This window comes from Streptomyces tatrensis (genome assembly GCF_049310065.1).
Classification (GTDB): Bacteria; Actinomycetota; Actinomycetes; order Streptomycetales; family Streptomycetaceae; genus Streptomyces.
The window spans coordinates 5,429,244-5,444,158 of sequence record NZ_JBMDLB010000011.1 but is presented as its reverse complement, the minus strand read 5'-3'; the positions used below and the strand labels follow the sequence as shown (position 1 = coordinate 5,444,158).

Annotated in this window: 11 protein-coding genes and 1 pseudogene; 10 read left to right on the top strand and 2 right to left on the bottom strand. The window is 72.6% G+C overall.

Features of this window, described 5'->3' with window-relative positions; all coding sequences use genetic code 11:
• Nucleotides 1-243 precede the first annotated feature (243 nt).
• Nucleotides 244-1,659, top strand: coding sequence for a DNA repair protein RadA (radA, locus tag ACODT5_RS40760; RefSeq protein WP_422524019.1), 1,416 nt, complete (start codon nt 244-246; stop codon nt 1,657-1,659).
• 175 nt (nt 1,660-1,834) lie between these two features.
• Nucleotides 1,835-2,959 (top strand): DNA integrity scanning diadenylate cyclase DisA, encoded by a 1,125-nt coding sequence (disA, locus tag ACODT5_RS40755; RefSeq protein WP_389696522.1) that lies wholly within the window; start codon nt 1,835-1,837, stop codon nt 2,957-2,959.
• Between the two features lie 313 nt (nt 2,960-3,272).
• On the opposite strand, the gene ACODT5_RS40750 is transcribed toward disA, so the two are convergent.
• The gene (locus tag ACODT5_RS40750; protein WP_422524018.1) at nt 3,273-4,100 is read right to left on the bottom strand and encodes a hypothetical protein; all 828 of its coding nucleotides are present in this window, start codon (nt 4,098-4,100) and stop codon (nt 3,273-3,275) included.
• A gap of 159 nt (nt 4,101-4,259) precedes the next feature.
• Between ACODT5_RS40750 and ACODT5_RS40745 the strand changes: the two genes are divergently transcribed.
• From ACODT5_RS40745 to ACODT5_RS40715, 7 genes are all read left to right on the top strand, one after another.
• Nucleotides 4,260-4,868, top strand: coding sequence for a phosphatase PAP2 family protein (locus tag ACODT5_RS40745; RefSeq protein ID WP_422524017.1), 609 nt, complete (start codon nt 4,260-4,262; stop codon nt 4,866-4,868).
• A gap of 110 nt (nt 4,869-4,978) precedes the next feature.
• Nucleotides 4,979-5,908, top strand: a complete 930-nt coding sequence (locus tag ACODT5_RS40740) for an HhH-GPD family protein (RefSeq protein ID WP_422524016.1) — start codon at nt 4,979-4,981, stop codon at nt 5,906-5,908.
• Nucleotides 5,909-6,087: 179 nt separating this feature from the next.
• The gene (locus tag ACODT5_RS40735; protein WP_389441882.1) at nt 6,088-6,648 is read left to right on the top strand and encodes a SigE family RNA polymerase sigma factor; all 561 of its coding nucleotides are present in this window, start codon (nt 6,088-6,090) and stop codon (nt 6,646-6,648) included.
• Between the two features lie 38 nt (nt 6,649-6,686).
• Nucleotides 6,687-7,343, top strand: coding sequence for a hypothetical protein (locus tag ACODT5_RS40730; RefSeq protein ID WP_422524015.1), 657 nt, complete (start codon nt 6,687-6,689; stop codon nt 7,341-7,343).
• 83 nt (nt 7,344-7,426) lie between these two features.
• A complete protein-coding gene (cseB, locus tag ACODT5_RS40725) occupies nt 7,427-8,128 on the top strand; it encodes a two-component system response regulator CseB (protein WP_422524014.1) in 702 nt (233 codons plus the stop codon).
• Nucleotides 8,129-8,196: 68 nt separating this feature from the next.
• The gene (cseC, locus tag ACODT5_RS40720; protein WP_422524013.1) at nt 8,197-9,510 is read left to right on the top strand and encodes a two-component system sensor histidine kinase CseC; all 1,314 of its coding nucleotides are present in this window, start codon (nt 8,197-8,199) and stop codon (nt 9,508-9,510) included.
• 127 nt (nt 9,511-9,637) lie between these two features.
• A complete protein-coding gene (locus ACODT5_RS40715; RefSeq protein WP_422524012.1) occupies nt 9,638-10,957 on the top strand; it encodes a LamG-like jellyroll fold domain-containing protein in 1,320 nt (439 codons plus the stop codon).
• Between the two features lie 24 nt (nt 10,958-10,981).
• Here ACODT5_RS40715 and ACODT5_RS40710 read toward each other — a convergent pair whose 3' ends face one another.
• Nucleotides 10,982-11,596 (bottom strand): M23 family metallopeptidase, encoded by a 615-nt coding sequence (locus ACODT5_RS40710; protein ID WP_422524011.1) that lies wholly within the window; start codon nt 11,594-11,596, stop codon nt 10,982-10,984.
• A 1,121-nt stretch (nt 11,597-12,717) separates the two neighbouring features.
• Here ACODT5_RS40710 and ACODT5_RS40705 point away from each other — a divergent pair.
• A pseudogene (locus tag ACODT5_RS40705) lies at nt 12,718-14,865 on the top strand (NACHT domain-containing protein); the annotation flags it as partial.
• Nucleotides 14,866-14,915 lie beyond the last annotated feature (50 nt).

Genomic DNA, 14,915 nt, shown 5'->3' with positions numbered 1-14,915 from the left:
TAGGCGGCGCGCCGGTGGCGCTCCGGAAGCCTTCACCACTTTTAGCCCTTACGGGTGAACAGATCGACGCCGTGCTGACGGCGCCCCTGACGGTGCACGCCACGGCGTGCACGCGGGGCCGACCACGGGGCCGACCGCAGGGCCGGCCTCGGACCAGCCACCGACCGGCCGCGGGACGCCTGCGGGACCGTCGCGGAGCCCGTCCGGCGCGGGCTGTCGGTGGCGGCGGCTACCGTGGGCCGCATGGCTGCCCGTACATCTCGTTCATCCGCCAAGGACCGGCCGTCCTACCGCTGTACCGAGTGCGGGTACTCCACCGCCAAGTGGCTCGGCCGGTGCCCCGAGTGCCAGGCCTGGGGCACGGTCGAGGAGCTCGGCGGCGCCCCCGCCGTGCGCACCACCGCGGCCGGCCGGGTCACCACGGCCGCCGTGCCGATCGGGCAGGTCGACGTGCGGACGGCGACCGCGCGCAGCACGGGCGTCAGCGAGCTGGACCGGGTGCTGGGCGGCGGGCTGGTGCCCGGCGCGGTCGTCCTGCTCGCGGGCGAGCCGGGCGTCGGCAAGTCCACGCTGCTGCTCGACGTCGCGGCGAAGGCCGCCTCCGACGAGCACCGCACGCTGTACGTCACGGGCGAGGAGTCGGCGAGCCAGGTGCGGCTGCGGGCCGACCGGATCAACGCGCTCAGCGAGCACCTCTACCTGGCCGCCGAGACCGATCTGTCCGCCGTGCTCGGGCACCTCGACGCCGTGAAGCCCTCGCTGCTGATCATGGACTCCGTACAGACGGTCGCCTCCCCCGAGATCGACGGCGCACCCGGCGGCATGGCGCAGGTCCGGGAGGTCGCCGGGGCGCTGATCCGCGCCTCCAAGGAGCGCGGGATGTCCACGCTGCTGGTCGGCCACGTCACCAAGGACGGGGCGATCGCCGGTCCCCGGCTGCTGGAGCACCTGGTCGACGTGGTCCTGAGCTTCGAGGGCGACCGGCACGCGCGGCTGCGCCTCGTACGCGGCGTGAAGAACCGGTACGGCACCACGGACGAGGTCGGCTGCTTCGAGCTCACCGACGAGGGCATCAACGGGCTCGCCGACCCGAGCGGGCTGTTCCTGACCCGCCGCGCCGAGGCCGTCCCCGGCACCTGCCTGACGGTGACCCTGGAGGGCAAGCGCCCGCTGGTCGCCGAGGTGCAGGCGCTGACGGTGGACTCGCAGATCCCCTCCCCGCGCCGCACCACCTCCGGGCTGGAGACCTCGCGCGTCTCGATGATGCTGGCGGTGCTGGAGCAGCGCGGGCGGATCACGGCACTCGGCAAGCGGGACATCTACACCGCCACCGTGGGCGGGGTGAAGCTCACCGAGCCGGCCGCCGACCTGGCCGTCGCGCTGGCCCTGGCCTCGGCCGCCAGCGACGTACCGCTCCCGAAGAACCTGGTGGCCATCGGGGAGGTCGGCCTCGCGGGCGAGGTCCGGCGCGTGACGGGGGTGCAGCGGCGGCTCGCGGAGGCGTACCGCCTCGGCTTCACGCACGCGCTGGTGCCGTCGGACCCGGGGAAGGTGCCGGCGGGCATGAAGGTGACCGAGGTCGCCGACATGGGCGACGCCCTACGGGTCCTGCCGCGCGGGCGGTCGCGTACGCCGGCGAAGGAGCAGCCCGCGGGCTAGCACCGGGTGGGCCGCCCCGTCCGGGACCGGCGAACAGCAGGTCGGCGGACCCCGACGGAGTGCTCCCCGGCCCGGCCGCGCCAAGGCACGACGGGCGCCGGGGCCGCGCCGGTAGACTTCGGGATGGTCCGCCCGGCCGTACGCAGGCGGTACATCCCGCGACCGGAGGAGTGCAGTGGCAGCCAAGGACGGGGCAGCAGCATCCGGAAAGTCGGGCGCGAGCTCCAAGCAGGACGCCATGATGCGCGCCTCGCTGAGCGCGGTCGCACCTGGTCAGCCCCTGCGCGACGGGCTCGAACGGATCGTTCGCGGCAACACCGGAGGGCTCATCGTCCTCGGTATGGACAAGTCGGTCGAGGCCATGTGCACGGGCGGTTTCGTCCTGGACGTGGAGTTCACCGCGACCCGGCTGCGCGAGCTGTGCAAGCTCGACGGCGCGCTGATCCTGGACAAGGACATCACCAAGATCCTGCGCGCGGGCGTCCAGCTGGTGCCCGACGCGTCGATCCACACGGAAGAGACGGGCACCCGGCACCGGACCGCGGACCGGGTCTCGAAGCAGTGCGGTTTCCCGGTGGTGTCGGTCTCGCAGTCGATGCGGCTGATCGCGCTGTACGTGGACGGCGAGCGGCGCGTGCTGGAGGAGTCCGGGGCGATCCTGTCGCGGGCGAACCAGGCGCTGGCCACGCTGGAGCGGTACAAGCTCCGCCTGGACGAGGTCGCCGGGACGCTGTCCGCGCTGGAGATCGAGGACCTGGTGACGGTCCGCGACGTCACGGCGGTGGCGCAGCGGCTGGAGATGGTGCGGCGCATCGCGACGGAGATCGCGGAGTACGTGGTGGAGCTCGGCACGGACGGCCGGCTGCTCTCGCTCCAGCTCGACGAGCTGACGGTCGGGATCGAGCAGGAGCGGGAGCTCGTCATCCGGGACTACGTGCCGGAGCCGACGGCGAAGCGTTCCCGCACGGTGGAGGAAGCGCTGCCCGCGCTGGACGCGCTGACGCATCCGGAGCTGCTGGAGCTGGCGATCGTGGCGAAGGCCCTGGGGTACACGGGGTCGCCCGAGACCCTGGACTCCGCGGTGTCCCCGCGCGGGTACCGGCTGCTGGCGAAGATTCCGCGGCTGCCGGGGGCGATCATCGAGCGGCTCGTGGAGCACTTCGGCGGGCTGCAGAAGCTGCTCGCCGCCTCGGTGGACGACCTCCAGACGGTCGACGGCGTCGGCGAAGCCCGTGCCCGGAGCGTCCGCGAGGGCCTGTCCCGCCTGGCGGAGTCCTCCATCCTGGAGCGGTACGTCTAGGCTCCGCCGCGGCTCCGGGGTCTGCGGCTGAGCGCCGCTCCCGGGGCGCCGCCCCGGACCCCGCTCCTCAAACGCCGGAGGGGCTGAAATTGCCCTGCGGGCAACCCCAGCCCCGCCCGGGGCCCATCGTGCGCTGCGCGGCACTGGATTTGCCCTTCGGGCAATCCCGCCCCGTCCGGGGCCCGTCGTGCGCCGCGCTGAGCTGGGATCGCGCTGCGGGCCATGCGGCCGGCGTCAGCCCAAAACCAGCCCCGCCGGCGTTTGAGGCGCGGGGGTCCGGGGGCGGAGCCCCGCGGCAACGGCGCCGCGCCGACTACTCCGGCTTCAGGACGAACGAAGTCCGAGCCACCGGCATGCCGGGGGACTTGACCTCCACCACGTACGTGTCCGCCGCCGCCACCCCCGCCGGAGGCGACTGGCACTGGGTCGCCTCGCTGAAGCGGCGGTCCCACTCCAGGGATTGCAGGGTCTCGCCCTGCGACGGCACCCGGTAGAAGACGTTGCCCGCCCCCGCCGGGCAGTCCGCGGAGGACCAGACCGGCTTGGCGTTGCTCGCCTGAGTGATCGTCAATACCGCCTGCTTCGGGCCGAGGTCAACCTTGCAGGTCGTGCCCGAGACGTTGCGCGCGACGAGTTCGAGGCGCGGCTTCTCGCTCGCCTCGTACTCGTTCTTCACGCTCTTGACCTCCCACTGCAGCGCACTGGGCGCGCACGTGGGCAGCGGCGAGTCCGCCGGGACGGCCTGGCCCGCGCCGGAGCCGCCGGAGCCGTCCGTCCCGCCCTGGCCGGCGGTGCCGGGATCGGCGCCCGGTTCGCCGTTCTTGCCCGTGCCGGGGCTCGCGCCGGGGTCGGAGCCCGTGCCGGTGCCGGCGCTCGTACCGGCGCCGCCGGAGCCCGACTCCCCGCGCCCGCCCGGGGCCTGACTGATCGCCGGACCGGAGCCCGAGGGGCCGGGGGTGATCTGGGTGACGGGACCGGAGCCGCCCTGGCCCTTGCCGTTGGTACTCGACTTGCCCGCACCGGAACTGACGGTCCATACGGCGAGCATCGCGAGGAGCGCGGCAACGGACGCCAGCACGGCCCTCCGTCGCCAGTAGATGGAGGAGGGGAGCGGCCCGACCGGATTGCGCAGAGATCCCACGGACGGAACCTTACGAGAGTTCCCGGTGCGATCAGTGCCCCACATGCCGCGCACTCGGCTTGTTTTGCCGATGATCATCCTGCGGGGTGATCCGGGGCGCCGGAAATCGGCCCGGAGACTGATGAAGACGTTATTCCGATTTAGGTACCTTCAGTCACCATGGACAGCTCCGGCCTCTACCTCGACGTGACCGATTTCGCCCACTCGACCCCCGCCTGGGTGCAATCGGCGTTCGAGTTCTGGACCGAGTACGGGCTGCTCGTGTTCGGCGCCCTCTTCATAGCCGTGTGGTGGCGATCACGTGGCGCCCGCGACCCCCGCACGGTGGCGCTGGCGGTGCTCGCCCCCTTCGTCACCGCCCTGGCCTACGTCGCCTCCGAGCTGGTGAAGTCCAGCGTCGACGAGGAGCGCCCCTGCCGGGCCGTGGCCGGGGCGGCGGCCTCGCTGATCAAGTGCCCGGCCACCGGCGACTGGTCCTTCCCCAGCAACCACGCCAGCATCGCGGGCGCCGCGGCCGTGGCCCTGGCCATCGCAGCGCGCAAACTCGTGCTGCTGACCGTTCCGCTGGCCCTGCTGATGGCCTTCTCCCGCGTCTTCGTCGGTGTCCACTACCCGCACGACGTGGCCATGGGCCTGCTGCTGGGCGCGAGCCTCGCCGCCCTCGCCGCCCTCGCGCTCGCCGGCCCCGCGACCAGGGTCGTTGCCGCCGTGCGGACGAGCGGCGGCCGCACGGCCGTCCTGATCACCGGCCCGGATCCCGCCCGCTGACACCGGCCCCGGTCCCGGCCCCGGCCCCGCACCGGTCCCGACCCCGGTGCGCCCGCCAGGGATCGACACGGCACCCGGCGGGCCCGAAACGTGCCAGGATGCCGTCTGCCATGACTGCAACCATTCCCACCACCGCGCTGCACTCCCCCGTCATCGCGTGGTTCGAAGCACACGCCCGCGACCTGCCCTGGCGCCGCCCCGAGGCCGGCCCCTGGGGGGTGATGGTCAGCGAGTTCATGCTCCAGCAGACCCCCGTCAACCGGGTCCTGCCGGTCTACGAGCAGTGGCTCGCCCGCTGGCCCCGGCCCGCCGACCTCGCCGCCGACGCCCCGGGCGAGGCCGTCCGCGCCTGGGGCCGCCTCGGATATCCGCGCCGGGCCCTGCGCCTGCACGGCGCGGCCGTCGCCATAACGGAGCGGCACGGGGGCGACGTACCGCGCGAGCACGCGCAGTTGCTGGCCCTGCCCGGGATCGGTGAGTACACGGCGGCCGCCGTGGCCTCCTTCGCGTACGGGCAGCGGCACGCGGTCCTCGACACCAACGTGCGCCGGGTCTTCGCGCGCACCGCGACCGGGGTCGAGTACCCGCCGAACGCCACGACCGCCGCCGAGCGCCGCCTGGCGCGGGCCCTGCTGCCCGGGGACGAGGACACCGCGGCCCGCTGGGCGGCGGCCTCCATGGAGCTCGGGGCACTGGTGTGCACGGCCAAGAGCCCGGACTGCGGGAGCTGTCCGGTGGCCGGGCTGTGCGCCTGGCGGCTGGCCGGGAAGCCCCCTCACGAGGGACCGCCGCGGCGCGGGCAGACGTACGCCGGGACGGACCGCCAGGTGCGCGGCAAACTCCTCGCGGTGCTGCGCGAGGCGGTCGGCGCCGTGCCGCAGTCCCTCCTCGACACCGTCTGGGAGGAGCCCGTACAGCGGGCCCGCGCACTCGACGGGCTGGTCTCGGACGGGCTCGTGGAGCCGCTGCCCGGGCTCATGTACCGGCTTCCGGCCGCCCCCGCGAAGGCCGCCACCGACACCGCACCCACCGCTCCCTGAAGCTGACTCAGGGATTCCGCTTGCCCGGAGAAACCGCAGCTCACGGGCGCCGTTACACAACCTATGGGTGTCCGTGCGCCCACCGAAGGCTGACCCGCACAGGGCCGTGACAACGCCTCCGTACCGTCGAATCCGTAAGGCAGCGGATGAGCGGTTGGTCGGAACGGAGGCGGTCTGAGATGGCGCACGGCGAGGTACTCGAATTCGAAGAGTACGTACGCACCCGGCAGGACGCGCTGCTGCGCAGTGCCCGTCGCCTGGTTCCGGACCCGACCGACGCACAGGACCTCCTGCAGACCGCGCTCGTCCGCACCTACGGCCGCTGGGACGGCATCGCCGACAAGTCCCTTGCCGACGCGTACCTGCGCCGTGTCATGATCAACACCCGTACCGAATGGTGGCGGGCCCGCAAGCTCGAAGAGGTTCCCACCGAACAGCTCCCCGACGCCTCCGTCGAGGACGGTTCGGACCAGCGTGCCGACCGCGCCCTGCTCATGGACATCCTCAAGGTGCTCGCGCCCAAGCAGCGCAGTGTGGTGGTGCTGCGACACTGGGAGCAGATGAGCACCGAGGAGACGGCCGCGGCGCTCGGCATGTCGGCGGGAACCGTGAAGAGCACTCTGCACCGCGCACTGGCCCGACTCCGGCAGGAACTGGAGAGCCGGGACCTGGACCTGCGCGCGCTGGAGCGCGGTGACCACACGATCCGGTACGAGGGGCGTGAGCGGTGCGCGGCCTGACTGGCCCAAGACTGAGCGGCAAGAGCTCGGTGGTACTGATGTCGGCGGGGACGGTCGTCCTCGCCGGCACCGTGCTGTTCGCGGTCGGATGCTCGACGGGGGGCACCGGCCTGCGGGACGGCGGCCCGGCCCGTACCGAGTCGGTGGCCAAGACCGGCGGCCCCTCCTCGGCACCCTCCGAACTCTCGGCGGGCGCGGCCACCCCCCTCGTCCCTCAGGCCTCCGGCAAGCCGGCCGCCAAGGTCGACCCGATCGCCCTGATCAAGGCGGACCCCAAGATCAGCTCCGAGATCAAGCGGGACCTGAAGCCCTGCTCGGGCAACGAGTACCCGGTGGACGTCAGCTACGGGAAGGTCACCGGCGGCCCGGCGGTCGACATCGTGGTCAACGTCCTGTCCTGCGCCGACGCGCTCGGCCGCGGGTCGTTCGTTTACCGCGCGGACGGGGGCTCGTACGAGAATGTGTTCTCGGACGAGCAGCCGCCCGTCTACGCCGAGATCGACCGGGGCGACCTGGTCGTCACCAAGCCGGTCTACGGGAAGAGCGACGCGCTCTCCTATCCCTCGGGCGAGGACCTGATCACGTACCGCTGGAACGGCGAGCGGTTCACCGAGCAGGACCGGGTGCACACCGACTACAGCAGCGTGGTCGACGGCGGGACGGCCCCCGCCCCGGCCGTCAGCCCGAAGAGCTGAGCAACCCGTAGAGCTGGGCAACCCGAAGAACTGAGCAACCCGAAGAACTGAGCAACGAGTACCGAGGCGAGGCGAGGCTCCCCATGGCCGAGACCCATGTGCTGTTCGTGGAGGACGACGACGTCATCCGTGAGGCCACGACCCTGGCGCTGGAACGCGACGGGTTCGTGGTCACCGCCATGCCCGACGGGCTGTCCGGTCTGGAGTCCTTCCGGGCCGACCGGCCCGACATCGCGCTGCTCGACGTGATGGTCCCGGGGATGGACGGCGTGAGCCTGTGCCGCCGCATCCGCGACGAGTCCACCGTTCCCGTCATCATGCTGTCGGCGCGCGCCGACTCCATCGACGTGGTGCTGGGCCTGGAGGCGGGCGCCGACGACTACGTCACCAAGCCCTTCGACGGCTCCGTCCTCGTCGCCCGCATCCGCGCGGTGCTGCGCCGCTTCGGCCACGCCGGCGGCCCGCAGGGCGGGTCCGAGGAGGACGCCTCCGGCGAGCGCGGAGTCCTGCTCTTCGGCGACCTGGAGGTCGACACCGAGGGCATGGAGGTGCGCAAGGCGGGCGTCTCGGTGGCCCTGACCCCCACCGAGATGCGGCTGCTGCTGGAGTTCTCCACCTCCCCCGGCACGGTGCTCTCGCGCGACCGGCTGCTGGAGCGGGTGTGGGACTACGACTGGGGCGGCGACACCCGCGTCGTGGACGTCCACGTCCAGCGGCTGCGCACCAAGATCGGGCAGGACCGGATCGAAACGGTCCGGGGATTCGGATACAAGCTCAAGGCCTGATGCCTTGAGGAGAACGAGCACGGGGGACGAGCGCGTGGACGAAAGACGAGCGCGGGGATGAAAGCTGAATGAGCCGGTTCACCCTGCGGACCGGGATCCGCTGGAAGATCACGCTCGCCATCGCGTCCGTGGGCGCGCTGACCGCCATCGCACTGAGCCTGGTGGTGCACAGCGCTGCCCGTGCGTCGATGCTGGAGAGCGCGCGCGAGGTGCAGCTCGACCGGGTGCAGTTCATCTCCCGCAACGCCGAGGCCGGCCGCAAGCCCCCCATGGGCGCCAAGCTCAACGACCCCGACCTGCCCGCCGAGCTCCGCGAGAAGGCCCGGTCCGGGCGGCGCGGCACCTACGTCCAGGACAGCCCGAACGCGGGCCCCGAGGTCTGGGCGGCCGTACCGCTGGGCAACGGGCAGGTGCTGTCGCTGCACACGCAGTTCCGGGAGAGCGCCAACATGGTGCGCGACCTGGACCGGGCCCTGCTCATCGGCTTCCTCCCCGTGGTGATCGGCGCCTCGGCGCTCGGCGTGCTGATCGGCGGCCAGATCTCCAGCCGGCTGCGCAAGGCCGCGGCAGCCGCGCAGCGGGTGGCGCACGGGGATCCCGGGGTACGGGTGCGGGACGCGGTCGGGGGCGTCGTACGCGACGAGACCGACGACTTCGCGCGGGCGGTCGACGCGATGGCCGACGCGCTCCAGCAGCGGCTGGAGGCCGAGCGGCGGGTGACCGCCGATATCGCGCACGAGCTGCGCACGCCGGTGACGGGCCTGCTCACGGCCGCGGAACTGCTGCCGCCGGGCCGGCCGACCGAGCTCGTACGGGACCGCGCGCAGGCGCTGCGGGCCCTGGTCGAGGACGTGCTGGAGGTGGCCCGGCTGGACAGCGCGTCCGAGCGGGCGGAGCTCCAGGAGGTGGCGCTGGGCGAGTTCGTGAGCCGCCGGGTCACCTCGCTGATGCCGGAGGCGAGCATCAGGATCGTGGCGGACGAGATCGTCAGCACCGACCCGCGCCGCCTGGAGCGGATCCTCGGCAACCTCCTCGCGAACGCCGCGCGGTACGGGCGGGCGCCGGTCCAGGTCGATGTCGAAGGCCGGGTCGTGCGGGTCCGGGACCACGGGCCGGGCTTCCCCGAGGCCCTGCTCAAGGAGGGCCCGAGCCGGTTCCGGACCGGGTCCACGGACCGGGCCGGGGTGGGGCACGGGCTGGGGCTGACCATCGCGGAGGGGCAGGCGCGGGTGCTGGGCGCCCGGCTGACGTTCCGCAACGTGGCGGCCCCCGGCGGATTCGTCCACGCAGGCGCGGCGGCCGGGGCGGTCGCGGTGCTGTGGCTGCCGGAGCGCGCGCCGACGGCGACGGGGAGCTTCCCCATCGTCCGCCGGGAGGACTGAGCGACGGGGCGACGGGGCGACCGGGTAACCGAGGGACCGGGTGACCGGGCGGGTCCGGGAGCGATCGGTGTCGTATCGCGACCCTCGGCTGTTCGATTGAGAACGCCGATGTTTTAGCATCCGAACCATGACTGACGGTACGGATCGCCCGCAGAGCCCCCAGCCCGAGCCCGCCCCGGAGAGCGGCGGCTACGGGTTCCCGCCGGGGATACCCGCGCCGGGCGGCTACGGGTTCCCGCCCGGCCGACCCGAACAGCCCGACCCGGCCGGACAGACCGGACAGCCGGGGCAGCCCGCGCCGGGCGACGGCCACGGCTACGGATACCCGCAGGGCGGCGGGTACGGATACCCGCAGGGCGGTGGCTACGGCTACCCGCCGAGCCCGCCCGAGGCCGGCGTCTTCGGCCCCCCGATGCCGTTCCCCGAGGAGCCCGGCCCGAACGGGCCGAACGGGCCGAACGGACCGAACGGACCGCACGGCTCTCTCGGCCCGAACGGCCCCGGCCTGGACCTGCCGCCCGTGGCCCTCGGCGAGCAGCCCGACTGGCAGGCGATGGCCGACCGGACGGCCTCCGAGCGACGCAAGAAGCGGCTGTGGATGGTGGGCGGAGCGGTGACCGTTCTGCTGCTGCTCGCCGGCGGCGGAACGTTCTTCGTGCTGCGGGACGGCCTGCCGGGCACGAAGGACAAGGCCGACGACGCCCCCTCCGCGTCGGCGTCCCCGTCCGGGTCGCCGGGCCCCGACAACTCCCCGTCGAAGAGCTACTCCCCCACCGTGTCGAGCGACGTCTCCCTGCTCAGGGACAGCGTCGGCAGCACCAGCGTCCGCATGGGCCCCGACGTCTCGGTGCCCAAGGCGAAGACGCGCTACGAGCTGACCTTCAGGGGCACTCCGAACTCGTACGCCCAGGCCACCGAGCAGGGCGTGGATCCGACCAAGAGCTTCACCCTCGCGGCCCGCGTCAAGAACAACTCCACGGCGAAGGGCATGCACGTCGTGATGAGCCAGGGCACCTCGGATTCGTTCGCCCTGGAGCTCGGCGCCGACGAGGTGAACGGCCAGCAGGCCTGGGTGTTCCGCGTGCGGACCAACGACAAGGGCGCCACGCCCACGATCGTGACGGTCGCCGCCGAGGGGAAGAAGACGGTCAAGGACTGGACGATGCTGACGGCCGTCCACGACGCCGAGAAGAAGATGATCTCCCTCTACGTGGAGGGAGAGAAGGCCGGCGAGGCCCCGATCCCGGGGATCGGGAAGAGCACCGGTCCGCTGAACTTCGGCCGGGCCCGCCACCAGGACGCGTGGGCCGGCGCGTTCAAGGGCGTGATGAACGACATCCGGATCTACGAATCGGCCTTCACGCCCGAGCAGGCCGCCGCCTACCGCAAGGGTGAGCTGGACCCCGCGGGCCGCGCGACCGCGACCCACGCCTGGGTGATCGGCTGATCGGCTGATCGGCTGATCGGCTGATCAGACGGTGACGCCGACCTTGCGCAGGAAGGACACCGGGTTCACGGCCGAGCCGTAGTTCGGGGTGGTCCGGATCTCGAAGTGGAGGTGCGGGCCGCTCGAATTGCCGGTGTTGCCGGAGAGGGCGATCTGCTCGCCCTTGGTGACCTTCTCGCCGACCGTGACCTGGATCTTCGAGAGGTGCGCGTACTGGGAGTACGTGTTGTTCGCGTGCTTGATCACGATGGCGTTGCCGTAGGCCGGGCCGTCGCCGCCGCCGTTCGGGCCGGCCTTGACCACGGTGCCCGCCGAAACGGCGTCGACCGGGGTGCCGACCGGGACGGCGAAGTCCTGGCCGGAGTGCTTGTGCGACCACATGGTGCCGCCCTTGCCGAAGGTCGCGGAGAGCGTGTACTTCGACACCGGCTTCTCCCACAGGGCGGCCTGCGCCTTGAGGGCCGCGGCCTGGGCGGCGGCCTGCTCGGAGACCAGCTGGACGGTGCCCGTCAGCTCGGCCTGGGGCACCTCGTCGGCGAAGGCGGCGGTCGTTCCGGCACCGAGGGCCAGGGCCGCGCCGAGGGCGGTGGCGCCGATGGCGATACGGGTACGACGGGTGCTGACGCGCTTCGCGGACATGAAGGAAACCTCCGGGCCGGGGACGGGGACGGTGTTGCGGGTCCTGCAGAGTGCTGCGGGCAAGAAAGGACCCGGCACGCTGAGCAGGTGCCGGGCTTGCTTGCTCATCCTTGGTAACCCGGGCACCCCGGCTTCCCCAAACGTCCCCGTTACTACCCGGGCTCGTAGACGCAGAGGGGGCTGTCAGCCCTGTTGACCGCCTACTTACTGGCCCAGCGGTGGGGCAAAACGGACATTGATCTCTACGAATGTTCCTAGTAGGTCCGATTTGCCCTGTGCGGCTTGTCACCGGTTCGGGACCTCTGCCGATCTCCGCCGGGACCAAAGCCCTGCGACCGGCGTCACACCGGAGCTACGCTCCGCCCCGTGGACGCATCCGTGGTGGGGATCCGGCTGGCCTCGGGGGTAGTGAACTGCTCGCAGGGGAGTGCAAGCAGGCTCGCGTTAGCTCGATTGGGTGGTTGTCGGATTGGCAGCTTGCGAGGGGTCGCACCTGGTCGGGTAGCGTCGCTGGTGCGATCTGGGACGCCGGGTGCGGTGCCAGCGTGCGGGGCCCCTGCTCCACCGGAGTGATGGTTCAGGGCCTCCCCGTCGCCCTTGGCCGCGTCCACTTGGCCAGGTCGTGAGGGAACCGGACCTCCCGGAACGGACCACGCACACGATGCGTGTCGCCGACCGGGCCGCGAAAGCCGGAACCCAGTGCGCCCAAGACCGTTCGGGGCGTGCCACTGCGCAGAACTCGCTTCTGCACAGCGAAAAGGAACGGTAGTGTCCCCCCTCGTGTAAGGGGGGAGTGGGCGGGCGTGGAGCTCGCGGACCGCCTCGTGCGGATCTCCTCCGGGACGCCTCCCAGCGGAAGCTGGGAGCGTCTCCCTGCGCGAGAAGCGCGCCCTGTCCCGAGGATGACCTGCGCAATCCCGCCTACAAACCGCCGCGCCGACCCTGCGTGCCCCCGCGAGCGGCCGCCGCCACCGGGCATCGAGGAGGTCATCACGGCCGCCACCCTCCATGCGCTGGGCGACGTCGTCGCGCAGGACCCTCGGTCGAGTGGGCCCGCCCGCCCTCGCTGCCGAACTACGTGAGGCCGCGCCCACGAGGGCCCCCGGGCGGGGTGGGCCGGCTCCGGCAAGACCACCCTGATCCAGTGGCTGGCCGTCTCCACCGCCCGCGACGAGCCTGCGGGCGGCCTGGTCCCCTTCGTACTGCCCCTGCGGAACCTGACCCTCTACGGGGAGCGGCTGCCCGCCCCCGAGGACTTCATGGTCGCCACCGCACTGAAGGGCCGGGCCCCCGAGGGGTGGGAGAGCCGGGTGCTGAGCATGGGGCGGGGCCTGGTCCTGGTGGACGGCATCGACGAGATCCCGGAGGGGGAGCGGGACCGCGCCCGCGACTGGCTCACCGATCTGCTCACCGCCTACCCCGGCAACCGCTGGCTGGTCACCTCCCGGCCCTCGGCGGTCCGGCAGGACTGGCTGGCCTCCGAGGACTTCGCCGAGCTGACCCTGTCCCCCATGAACCGGGCCGACGTGGCCGGCTTCGTCACCCGCTGGCACCACGCGGCCGAGGCCGGCGAGGAACTCCGCGACCAGCTGCTGGCTTCCCTGGCCACCAAGCCGGAGCTGGCCCGGCTCGCCACCAACCCGCTGCTGTGCGGGCTGATCTGCGCCCTGCACCGCGAACGGCACGGCTTCCTGCCCTCGGGCCGCAAGGAGCTCTACACGGCCGCCCTGTCGATGCTGCTGCACCGCCGCGACCGCGAACGCGAGCTGCGCCTGCCGGAACTCCCCGAGGAGCCGCAGCTCCAGCTCCTCCAGCGGCTCGCGTACTGGCTCATCCGCAACGGCCGCACCGAGATCGGCCGGGACCGGACCACGGCCCTGATCGCCGCCGCACTGCCCGCCGTACCGGCGGCGCAGGCACTGGGCGACGCCCCGGCCGTCCTACGGCACCTCCTGGACCGGACCGGCCTCCTGCGGGCCCCCACCGAGGACACCTTGGAGTTCGTCCACCGCACCTTCCAGGACTTCCTGGGAGCCCGGGCGGCCCTGGACGAGGGCAGCCTGGGCGAACTGACCCGGCACGCGGACGACGACCAGTGGGAGGACGTCATCCGCATGGCCGTCGCCCAGGGCCGCCCCCGCGAACGCGCGGCGATCATCCGCGACCTGCTGGTCCGGGACACGGACCGGGCCGTCCTGCTGGCCCTGGCGTCGCTGGAGTACGCGGCCGAGCTCGAACCGGAGCTCCGCGAGGACGTCCGGACGGCCGCCCGCCGTCTCGTTCCGCCCTCGGACGAGAACGCCGCCGAAGCGCTCGGCCGGGTCGGGCCGCTCGTCCTGGACCTGCTGCCCCGCGGCGAGGACGCCCGGGGCGACGATGCCCGCCTTTCGGTGAGGGCGGCCCTGGCGGCGGGATCCGACGAAGCCATCGGCTACCTCGCCGGATACTGCCGGGACCCCGACGAACGGGTCCGGGAGCTGCTGGTCCGCGCGTGGAGCCGATTCGATACCCGCCGGTACGCCGCCCAGGTGCTCGCGCACATGGACCCGCCGCCCAGAAACGTCTTCGTCGACTCGGACGACCAGTTGGCGGCGCTGACCTCCTTCACCGGCCCGCCCGACCTGTACATCGGCAGCAAGGTCAGCCGCAAGGCCCTGACCGCTTTCCTGTCCCGCCAGCCGGTGTCGGGGCTGACCCTGTGGTACTTCGCCGGCGGTACGGACGTGGACTTCCTGCGCGGCCACACCTCACTGCGGCGCCTCGTCGTCAACGGCTGGTCCGAGCTGCGGGATCTGGGTCCGCTGCACGGGCTTCCCCTGGAAGAGGTCTCCCTCTACCTCAACCGCGCCCTCCCCATCGCCTCCTGGCCCCGGCTGCGCACGCTCACCCTGTCTGCCGAGGACGGTGTGTGGTCCTTCACCGACGTCTCCCCCGAAGCCCCGCTGGAAGCGATCGAGCTGGAGGAAGCGGACCCGGACCTCGTCGGTCTGGGCCGGCTCACGGGCCTGCGACGGCTGGAGCTGGGTCGCGACTGGCGTCCCGGCAGTACGACGGCGTGGGCGGAGCTCTCGGCTCTGAAGAACCTGCGGGAGATCGCCGTGTCCTGCGCCGTCCTGTCCGGCCTCGCCGAGCACGCGGAGCTGCCCTCGCTGCGGACCGTGCTGTTCTACGACGACGACGAGCCGTGGGAGGAGGGCATCGAGGAGCGGCTGCTCCGCCGTTTCCCGCACGCGGAGCTGGAGATGGTGCCGCAGGTGTACGAGCAGTGACGCAGTGACGGCCGGCCGCCCACGGCAAAGGGGCGGCCCCGGAACCTTTC